General features: G+C 67.5%; 10 protein-coding genes and 1 pseudogene. 4 read left to right on the top strand and 7 right to left on the bottom strand.

The genetic code is table 11. The features are described 5' to 3' along the window. Together AC1DOC_RS12850 and gap are read left to right on the top strand one after the other, a co-directional pair. Positions 1-549: transketolase-like TK C-terminal-containing protein (locus AC1DOC_RS12850; RefSeq protein ID WP_478129890.1), on the top strand; the 549-nt coding region annotated here is incomplete at its 5' end. Between the two features lie 63 nt (positions 550-612). After that, positions 613-1,614, top strand: a complete 1,002-nt coding sequence (gene gap, locus AC1DOC_RS12845; RefSeq protein ID WP_478129889.1) for a type I glyceraldehyde-3-phosphate dehydrogenase — start codon at positions 613-615, stop codon at positions 1,612-1,614. A gap of 70 nt (positions 1,615-1,684) precedes the next feature. Here gap and AC1DOC_RS12840 read toward each other — a convergent pair whose 3' ends face one another. The 3 genes from AC1DOC_RS12840 to AC1DOC_RS12830 all read right to left on the bottom strand — a co-directional run bounded on the left by AC1DOC_RS12840 (position 1,685) and on the right by AC1DOC_RS12830 (position 3,295). Beyond that, a complete protein-coding gene (locus AC1DOC_RS12840) occupies positions 1,685-2,284 on the bottom strand; it encodes a hypothetical protein (protein ID WP_412512098.1) in 600 nt (199 codons plus the stop codon). Positions 2,285-2,313: 29 nt separating this feature from the next. Beyond that, entirely contained in the window at positions 2,314-2,883 is a 570-nt protein-coding gene (locus AC1DOC_RS12835; RefSeq protein ID WP_278878294.1) for a hypothetical protein, read from the bottom strand. 103 nt (positions 2,884-2,986) lie between these two features. Beyond that, complete coding sequence (locus tag AC1DOC_RS12830; RefSeq protein WP_015867994.1) at positions 2,987-3,295, bottom strand: putative quinol monooxygenase; 309 nt, start codon at positions 3,293-3,295, stop codon at positions 2,987-2,989. A gap of 102 nt (positions 3,296-3,397) precedes the next feature. On the opposite strand from AC1DOC_RS12830, the gene AC1DOC_RS12825 reads away from it, so the two are divergent. Further along, complete coding sequence (locus AC1DOC_RS12825; protein ID WP_436301858.1) at positions 3,398-4,726, top strand: Nramp family divalent metal transporter; 1,329 nt, start codon at positions 3,398-3,400, stop codon at positions 4,724-4,726. Between the two features lie 21 nt (positions 4,727-4,747). Here the strand turns inward: AC1DOC_RS12825 and AC1DOC_RS12820 are convergent, their stop codons facing one another. Then, entirely contained in the window at positions 4,748-5,089 is a 342-nt protein-coding gene (locus AC1DOC_RS12820) for a protealysin inhibitor emfourin (protein WP_478080357.1), read from the bottom strand. Then, a complete protein-coding gene (locus AC1DOC_RS12815; RefSeq protein WP_478080358.1) occupies positions 5,086-6,156 on the bottom strand; it encodes a M4 family metallopeptidase in 1,071 nt (356 codons plus the stop codon). The genes AC1DOC_RS12820 and AC1DOC_RS12815 overlap by 4 nt, the downstream gene beginning before the upstream one ends. A 147-nt stretch (positions 6,157-6,303) precedes the next feature. Between AC1DOC_RS12815 and AC1DOC_RS12810 the strand changes: the two genes are divergently transcribed. Beyond that, positions 6,304-6,594 carry a YciI family protein gene (locus AC1DOC_RS12810; RefSeq protein ID WP_015867990.1) on the top strand — a complete coding sequence of 97 codons (291 nt, stop codon included), beginning with the start codon at positions 6,304-6,306 and terminating at the stop codon, positions 6,592-6,594. 19 nt (positions 6,595-6,613) lie between these two features. Here the strand turns inward: AC1DOC_RS12810 and AC1DOC_RS12805 are convergent. Continuing rightward, positions 6,614-7,614 (bottom strand): annotated as a pseudogene (locus tag AC1DOC_RS12805) (pirin family protein). A 77-nt stretch (positions 7,615-7,691) separates the two neighbouring features. Then, entirely contained in the window at positions 7,692-8,114 is a 423-nt protein-coding gene (locus AC1DOC_RS12800; protein ID WP_027729484.1) for a VOC family protein, read from the bottom strand. Positions 8,115-8,174: the final 60 nt, after the last annotated feature.

Here is an 8,174-nt window from a genome sequence, read left to right as displayed (position 1 = left end):
ATTCCCAACCTCGACGTCTGGCGCCCGGGCGACACCGCCGAAACCGCCGTGGCCTGGGCCGTGGCGCTGCAGAACCGGTCGCGCCCCACTGCGCTGCTCCTGAGCCGCCAGAACATCGCCTATGCGCCCAAGGGCGACCTCGGCGACATCAGCCGCGGCGCCTACGTGCTGTCGGAGCCCGAAGCCGTCGGCCTCAAGAGCAAGAAGACCGCCGCGGTCATCATCGCGACCGGCTCCGAAGTGCAGCTGGCGCTGGCCGCGCAGAAGCTGCTGGCCGAAAAGAAGATTGCCGTGCGCGTGGTGTCGATGCCCTCGACCACCACCTTCGACCGCCAGGACGTGGCCTACAAGAAGGCCGTGCTGCCCAAGAAGCTGCCGCGCATCGCGGTGGAAATGGGCTGCACCGGCGGCTGGTGGAAGTACGGCTGCGCGGCCGTCGTGGGCATCGACAGCTACGGCGAGTCGGCACCGGCACCGGCGCTGTTCAAGCACTTCGGCTTCACGGCCGAGAACGTTGCCGCCACGGTCGAAGCCGCCCTGCGCGGCTGAGCCCGGCGAGGCGTTTTTCCTTTCTGTCCGACCACAAGTTTTTCAACCTTAGGAGCAAATCAGATGGCTATCAAACTCGGTATCAATGGCTTCGGTCGCATCGGTCGCAACGTGCTGCGCGCAGCGGTGCAGAACTTCAAGAACGACATCGAGATCGTCGCCATCAACGACCTGCTCGAGCCCGACTACCTGGCCTACATGCTCCAGTACGACTCGGTGCATGGCCGCTTCAAGGGCGAAGTCACGGTGGAAGGCAACACGCTGATCGTCAACGGCAAGAAGATCCGCCTCACGCAGGAGCGCGACCCCGCGCAGCTGAAGTGGAATGAAGTCGGCGCCGACATCGTGCTCGAATCCACCGGCCTCTTCCTCACCAAGGAAACCTGCCAGAAGCACCTCGACGCGGGCGCGAAGAAGGTGATCATGTCGGCGCCGTCGAAGGACGACACCCCCATGTTCGTCTACGGCGTGAACGACAAGAAGTACGCCGGCGAAGCCATCGTCAGCAACGCCAGCTGCACCACCAACTGCCTGGCGCCGCTGGCCAAGGTGCTGAACGACAAGTGGGGCATCAAGCGCGGCCTGATGACCACCGTGCACGCCGCCACCGCCACGCAGAAGACCGTCGAYGGCCCGWSCAACAAGGACTGGCGCGGYGGCCGCGGCATCCTGGAAAACATCATYCCSTCGAGCACCGGCGCCGCCAAGGCSGTGGGCGTGGTGATCCCCGAGCTSAACAAGAAGCTCACGGGCATGAGCTTCCGCGTGCCGACCTCCGACGTGTCGGTGGTCGACCTCACGGTGGAGCTCGAGAAGGAAGCCACCTACAAGGAAATCTGCGCCGAGATGAAGTCGCAGAGCGAAGGCGCGCTCAAGGGCGTGCTGGGCTACACCGAGGACAAGGTGGTGGCCACCGACTTCCGCGGCGACCCGCGCACCTCGATCTTCGACGCCGAAGCCGGCATTGCGCTGGACGGCACCTTCGTGAAGCTCGTGAGCTGGTACGACAACGAATGGGGCTACTCGAACAAGTGCCTGGAGATGGTGAAGGTCGTGGCGAAGTAAAAGGCTTCGCGGCTCCGACAACAAAAACGCGCCCGAGGGCGCGTTTTTTCATGGGCGAGCACCGGGCGTTTCAGCGCAGCTTCTCGTTCCTGCGGATCTCGCTGCTGAGCTGCGACGTCAGCCGCGTGGCGGCGCGGCGGGCGGCGAGCCCGTAGTCGCCATTGAACTCGCCGAACTCCGCCGTGCCGTTGCCGACCGCGCGCACCCGCGTGAGTTCGGCGCCGGCGGCATCGCTCACCACGCAGCTCACCTCGGCGGTGAACGAGGTGGGCGGCCAGGTGATCCACGAGGACGAGCTCGAATCGGTCCTGATCTGCGGCGTGAACACCAGCGACACGCCCGCCGCCTCGTTGGCCTTGGCATCGCCGGCGCTGCGCAGCACGACCACGTCGCGGTAGACCGCGCGCAGCGCATCGCGGATCGACTTCTCGAGGTCGCGGTACGGGTAGTAGCTCACGCGGTCGCCGCTGCCGCCGGCGGTGGTCACCTGCTGGTCGCGCTGGGCGTCGGTCATCACGTAGGCCACCTTCTTGGGGAGGAGGCGCGCCTGCGACCGCGGCGGCGCGGTTTCCGTGATCATCGTGATCGGGTGGGCGCAGGAGGCCAGCAAGGCCGTGAGGACCGCAGCGGCAAACAGGCGAGCGGCCGAAGAAGAAAAAAGAAAAGGCATGGTGCGGCTTTCTCCGGCAATGGCTGTGGCTAGGGTGCAATCGCCGCGATGAACTGCGGATCGGCATACACCTGCCGCAGCAGCGCGCGCACCAGCCGCGGATAGGCCGCCTGTCCGGCGGGCACGGCCACGATGTTGGCGTAGCTCGAGTCGAAGGCGAGCTCGCCGCGGTAGGTCTTGCGCAGCCTCTGCGCGGACGCGCGCGTCACGACCACCTCCACCTCCATGCGGCCGCTGCCGTTGATCACGCCAAGGTCGAGTTCGTTGACGAGAATCCGCGCCGCGATGCGGGTCGGGGCCTTGGGGTCGTAGGCCGATATTTCTCCCAGGTCGCGCGTCAGCGCGTCTTCCAGGTACTGCGCGAAGCTGCCGCTGGGCGAAAGCAGTTTCGCGCGGCGCAGGCGCAGGGTGTTGACGCTGTCGTTCGGGTCGGCCGGCTGCACCTTGGCGACCGCCACCATGCCGGGGCGCGTGGCTTCGAGCCGGTCGAGCGCCTCGTAGTCGGCCGCATAGGGTGGCGCGGCGAGCTGCGCGCAGCCAGACGCCAGCACCAGCGCGGCCGATGCGAAGAGCCTTGCGGTGAAAGCGTGCAGGCGCATACCCCGCGGTCTGAAGAAGATCGCCATGCCTCGTGTCCCTCCTCGGGATGCCTGATCCCGGCGCGAGGGTAGCAGGCATTGCGCCGCGCGCGAAGGCCGATTTTCAGACCGGCTCGAGCACGTGGATCAGCTTGCTCTGGACCAGCTCCTTCGTCTTCGCGCCGTGGGCCGCCATGTGCGGTGCCACCGCATGGGCCTGCAGGTGGGCCAGCGTTTCCCATTTCTCGATCACCACGAAGGTGTCGGGCCCGAAGCTGGCCTTCGATGCCGGCACGCCCGCCGCGTCGACCGTGGCGCCGTATTCGATGCAGCCCTCCTCGGCCAGCACGGCCGCGCGGTTGGCGGCAAAGGCTTCGAGCAGGCTGGCGCGCTGGCCCGGCTTGGCGGTGATGACGGCGACGACGTGGATCATGGAAAAAAGCTCCGTAGTTGCATGTGTGTGGAATGGGACCGCCGAATCTAAAAGACCGGCCGCTCGGCCAGCGGTCCCGCGCGCGACCCTATCATCGCCCGCATGTTCTTTCCCCTGCCCCGCACGGCCACCGCGCCGTTCTGTCCCTCCGAAGTCAAGGGCAGCGTGGCGGTCCCGCAGGACCTGCCCTTCGGCAAGAAGCTGCTGCGCTACGCGGGGCCGGGCCTGCTGGTTTCGGTGGGCTACATGGACCCGGGCAACTGGGCGACCGACATCGAGGCCGGCTCGCGCTTCGGCTACGGCCTGCTCTTCGTGGTGCTGCTCGCGAGCCTCGCGGCCATGCTGCTGCAGACGCTGTGCGTGCGGCTCGGCCTGGTGGCGCAGAAAGACCTGGCGCGCGCCTGCCGCGAGCACTATTCGCCGCGCGTGAGCCGCTTCCTGTGGCTGGGCGCGGAGCTGGCCATCGTGGCCTGCGACCTGGCCGAGGTGCTGGGCAGCGCGCTCGCATTGCACCTGCTGTTCGGTGTGTCGATCCCGGTCGGCATCGGCATCACGGCGTTCGACACGCTGCTCGTGCTGGGGCTGCAGGGCGCGGGCTTCCGGCGCGTCGAGGCGATCGTGCTCGGGCTGGTGGGCACCATCGCGGGCTGCTTCGTGGTGGAGCTTGCGATGTCGCAGCCCAACTGGTTCGGCGTGGCAATGGGCTTTGCGCCCAGCTTCGAGCGGCTGCAGCAGCCGGGCGCGCTGTACCTTGCGATCGGCGTGGTGGGCGCCACCGTGATGCCGCACAACCTGTACCTGCATTCGTCCATCGTGCAGACCCGGCTGGTGGCCGACAGCGATGCGGCGCGGCGCGAGGCGGTGCGCTTCTGCACCTTCGACGCGGTGTTCTCGCTTTCGCTCGCGCTCCTGGTCAACGCGGCCATCATGGTGCTGGCGGCCAGCGCCTTCCACAGCACCGGCCATGTGGAAGTGACCGAGATCGACGACGCCTACCGGCTCATCGAGCCCATCGTGGGCAGCGCGTTCGCTGCCACGCTGTTCGGCATTGCGCTGCTGGCCTCGGGCCAGAGCTCGACCTTCACCGGCACCATTGCGGGCCAGATCATCATGGAAGGTTTTCTCGACCTGAAGATCCCGTGCTGGCAGCGCCGCCTGATCACGCGGGGGCTGGCGCTCGGGCCGGCGTTCCTGGGGGTCTGGTGGTTCGGCGATGGCGGCGTGGGCAAGATGCTGGTGCTGAGCCAGGTGGTGCTGAGTTTCCAGCTGCCCTTCGCGATGTGGCCGCTGATCCGCTTCACGAGCAGCCGCGCGCTGATGGGCGGCTTTGCCAACGGCACGCTGGTCAAGCTGCTGGCCTGGGGGCTGTTCGGCGTGATCAGCGCGGCCAACGTGTGGCTGGTGGCGTCGGCGGTGCTCGGCGGCCTTTGATTCGGCGGAGAAGAAAAAGCCTCAGCGCTCGGCCGCGTCTTTCCACAGGTGCACCAGCGACGCGGGCGCCTCGTTCTCGGGCACCTCGAAGCTGACCGAAGAACCTGAATGGGACGTGGCGCTTTCCACCACCACTTCCACGCGGTAGAAGCGCTGATCGCCGCCCGGCGAACCGGGGCCTGCGCGCGGCACCGCGTGCGGCGCCGCGCTTTGCAGCGCCTCGCCGATCTGCTGGCGCAGTTCCTCGCTGCAGTTGCCCAACTGGTAGCTGCGCGGGCGCGACAGGCCCGGCACGTAGGCCACGCCGCCCTCGCGCGTCACGCGCACGACGGAGGCCTGGTCCAGGGGCGGAAGCTGAATCATGATGGTGTGACTCCCACGGTGTTCCATGCAGCGCCGACCGCCTGGTGCGCCGCGCTGCCGGCGCCGAAGCGCCTGGCCGCATTTTCCACGCTGAGCTGCGCGAAGGCCAGGAAATCGGCGTCCTGGCGCAGCCGCCGGTCGCATACCGTGTCGTACCAGACGCGCCCGGCCGTCTCCCATGCCGGACCCTGGATGGCCGTGGCAGCGAGATGGAAGGCGCGGTTCGGAATGCCGGAATTGATGTGCACGCCGCCATTGTCCTGCCGCGTGTCGACAAAGTCCTTCATGTGGGCAGGCTGCGGGTCCTTGCCGAGCACCGGGTCGTCGTAGGCCGTGCCGGGCTCGGCCATCGAGCGCAGCGCGCGCGCCTTGACCTTGCCGGTGAAGAGCCCCGCGCCCACCAGCCAGTCGGCCTGCTGCGCCGTCTGCTTGAGCAGGTGCTGCTTGACCAGCGCGCCGAACACGTCGCAGATCGATTCGTTGAGCGCGCCCGGCTGTCCCTGGTAGACCAGGCCCGACTCGTGGTCGATCACGCCGTGCGTGAGCTCGTGGCCGATGATGTCCACCGCGATGGTGAAGCGGTTCATGACCTCGCCGTCGCCGTCGCCGAACACCATCTGCTGGCCRTTCCAGAAAGCGTTGTCGTAGTCGTTGCCATAGTGCACGCTGCCCGTGAGCGGCATGCCCGCGCCGTCGATGGAATCGCGCTCGAAGATGTCGTGGTACAGGCGGTAGGTGGCGCCCAGGTAGTCGTAGGCCTCGTCGGCGGCGATGTCGCCGGTGGCGGCCTGTCCTTCGGCACGCACCAGCCGCCCCGGCAGGACCATGGTGTGCTCTGCGTCGTGGATGGCGCGCGCGGGCGAGCCGCGCCGCACATAGCTGGGCGCGGGGCCCGACGACACGCCCTGCCCGGCCACCGCCTCGCGCAGGCCGCGGTGCTGCAGGTCGATCATCAGCGTCTGCGCCGCCTTCGCGCTGGCATGCGCACCGGCATGTTGCGCCAGCCGGTCCAGCAGGTACGGCGGTACGAAGCTGGGCGGCAAAAGGCCAGGCGAGCGAAGCGGCATGGGCGACTCTCCTTTGCAGTTGAGGGCAACAAAAAAGACGGTATCAGAAAGCCGTAAAACCTGGATCACACCGTTACTTCTGGTCATGCGGTGGCCGCGTTCCAGGCCATACGATCGGAGCCTTCCGATCCACTTGCCGCCCCTGCCATGTTCATCGTCACGCTCACCTACATCCGTCCGCTTGAAGAGCTCGATGTGTTGATGGATGGGCACATGGCGTGGCTGCGAAAGCACTACCAAAGTGGTCTGTTCCTGGCCTCGGGCCGGCAGGTGCCGCGCAAGGGCGGCGTGATCTTCGCGCGCTCGGGCGACCGGGCAGAGCTCGAGGCCGTGCTCGCACGCGACCCCTTCGTGCAGAACGGCGTGGCCAGCACGCACGTGATCGAGTTCGTGCCGAGCATGACCGCGCCCGCGACCGAGATCCTCAAGGCGCTCTGAGGCCGCTTGCCCGCGCGGCTCAGGTCGCCGGCTTTTCCTCGCGCCCGCCGGGGTGCCGCGCAAAGCGCGCCGCATCGCGGCCATGCACCGGCGCCGGATCGCTCCAGGGCCAGCCGCCGAACTGCGTGCGGCGGTAGTCGGCCAGCGTCTGGCTGATCTCGGCCTGCGTCCCTTGAAGAAGTACAGCATGCGCCGCGTGCCTTCGCCCGCGGCGGGCGGCAGCGTCCATTGCGCGCCGGGCGTCATCTTGAGCGTCCAGATCGCGACGTCGGCATCGGCCTGCGCGGCCCATGAATCGGGCGGCGGCGGCAGCGGGCGGATCGGCTCTCCGTTGCCCGCGGCCGTGCCGCCGAACCGGCCCGCGACCACCGCGATCTCGGTTCGGCCGCCCGCCGCGTCGTCGGACGCAATGCGCGGGATGGCTTCCGACCAGAACATCGTGAAGTGCGGCTCGGCCATCTTGCTTCTGGCCGGCAGGTTGAGCCAGATCTGGAACAGCTCCAGCGGATTGGGCGCGTTGGCGTCGAGCAGCGGAAACATCTCAGAATGCACGATGCCCTTGCCGGCCGTGAGCCACTGCACGTCGCCGCCGCCGAAGCGCGCGGTGGCGCCCAGCGAATCGGAATGGTCGACCAGCCCCTTGCGCACGATGGTCACCGTCTCGAAGCCGCGGTGCGGGTGCGAGGGAAAGCCCGGCACCGTGTCGCCGTGGTACATGCTCCAGCCGTCCTTGCGGCTGAAGTCCTGGCCGATCTGGCGGCCCGCGAGCGGCGCCTCGGGCCCCATCTGCGCGTTGGCCTTCGGATAGGCGTCGTCGTGATAGACGCAGAACAGGAACGGGTCAATCGTCTGCCACGGGAAGCCGAGCGGGCTCACCTGCAGCACGGGGCTGCGGCCGTCCTCGATAGGGCTGCTGCTGTCGTTGTTGCTGGACACCTCGGTATTCCTTTCGGTTGGGCGTGCCGCGGCCGGATGCGCGGCAACGCTGCTGTCCGGAATATCGGGGCGCACCCGCTTCAGGGAAGGGGCCCTCCGCGCAACAGTGAGGAGCGCATATGGAACGATGGGCATCGTTCTGCGTGCTTGGCGGCGCGCCCTCAGGCGTTCTGGTGGGTCACTTCGGCGTTCGGGTCCATGTACATCAGCTCCCACAGGTGGCCGTCGAGGTCCTGGAAGCCGTGGCCGTACATGAAGCCGTAGTCCTGCGGCTCGCGCGGCACCGTGCCGCCCGCGGCCACCGCCTTGGCCACCATCTCGTCGACCTCGGCGCGGCTTTCGCACGACAGGCACAGAAGCACCTCGGTGCTCTTGCTGGTGTCGGCGAGGCTCTTGCTCGTGAAGGTCTTGAAGAAGTCTTCCACCAGCAGCATCGCGTGGATGCTGCCTTCCTGGATCACCATGCAGGCGGCGTTGGCGTCCGTGAACTTCTCGTTGAAGGTGTAGCCCAGCGCGGCAAAGAATGCCTTGGACTTCTGGAGGTTCTTGACGGCGAGGTTCACGAAGATCTGCTTGTTGGCCATGGTTGTCTTTCCTGTATCGATGAAGAATGGATCGGAGCTTTGCCGGTGTTTTGTGTACAC

The sequence above is a fragment of the Variovorax sp. 01T439_2 genome (genome assembly GCF_056398445.1).
Note: the sequence above shows the minus strand (reverse complement) of the source record. Positions and strands in the feature narration are given on the sequence as shown.

Coding starts and splice junctions, on each gene's coding strand:
- AC1DOC_RS12830 (WP_015867994.1), bottom strand. CDS start 3,295: ATGATCCACGTCGTCGCCGTCATCACCGCCAAGCCGGGCCAGCGCGCC.
- AC1DOC_RS12835 (WP_278878294.1), bottom strand. CDS start 2,883: ATGCGCCTGCACGCTTTCACCGCAAGGCTCTTCGCATCGGCCGCGCTG.
- AC1DOC_RS12825 (WP_436301858.1), top strand. CDS start 3,398: ATGTTCTTTCCCCTGCCCCGCACGGCCACCGCGCCGTTCTGTCCCTCC.
- AC1DOC_RS12810 (WP_015867990.1), top strand. CDS start 6,304: ATGTTCATCGTCACGCTCACCTACATCCGTCCGCTTGAAGAGCTCGAT.
- AC1DOC_RS12800 (WP_027729484.1), bottom strand. CDS start 8,114: ATGGCCAACAAGCAGATCTTCGTGAACCTCGCCGTCAAGAACCTCCAG.
- AC1DOC_RS12840 (WP_412512098.1), bottom strand. CDS start 2,284: ATGCCTTTTCTTTTTTCTTCTTCGGCCGCTCGCCTGTTTGCCGCTGCG.
- AC1DOC_RS12820 (WP_478080357.1), bottom strand. CDS start 5,089: ATGATTCAGCTTCCGCCCCTGGACCAGGCCTCCGTCGTGCGCGTGACG.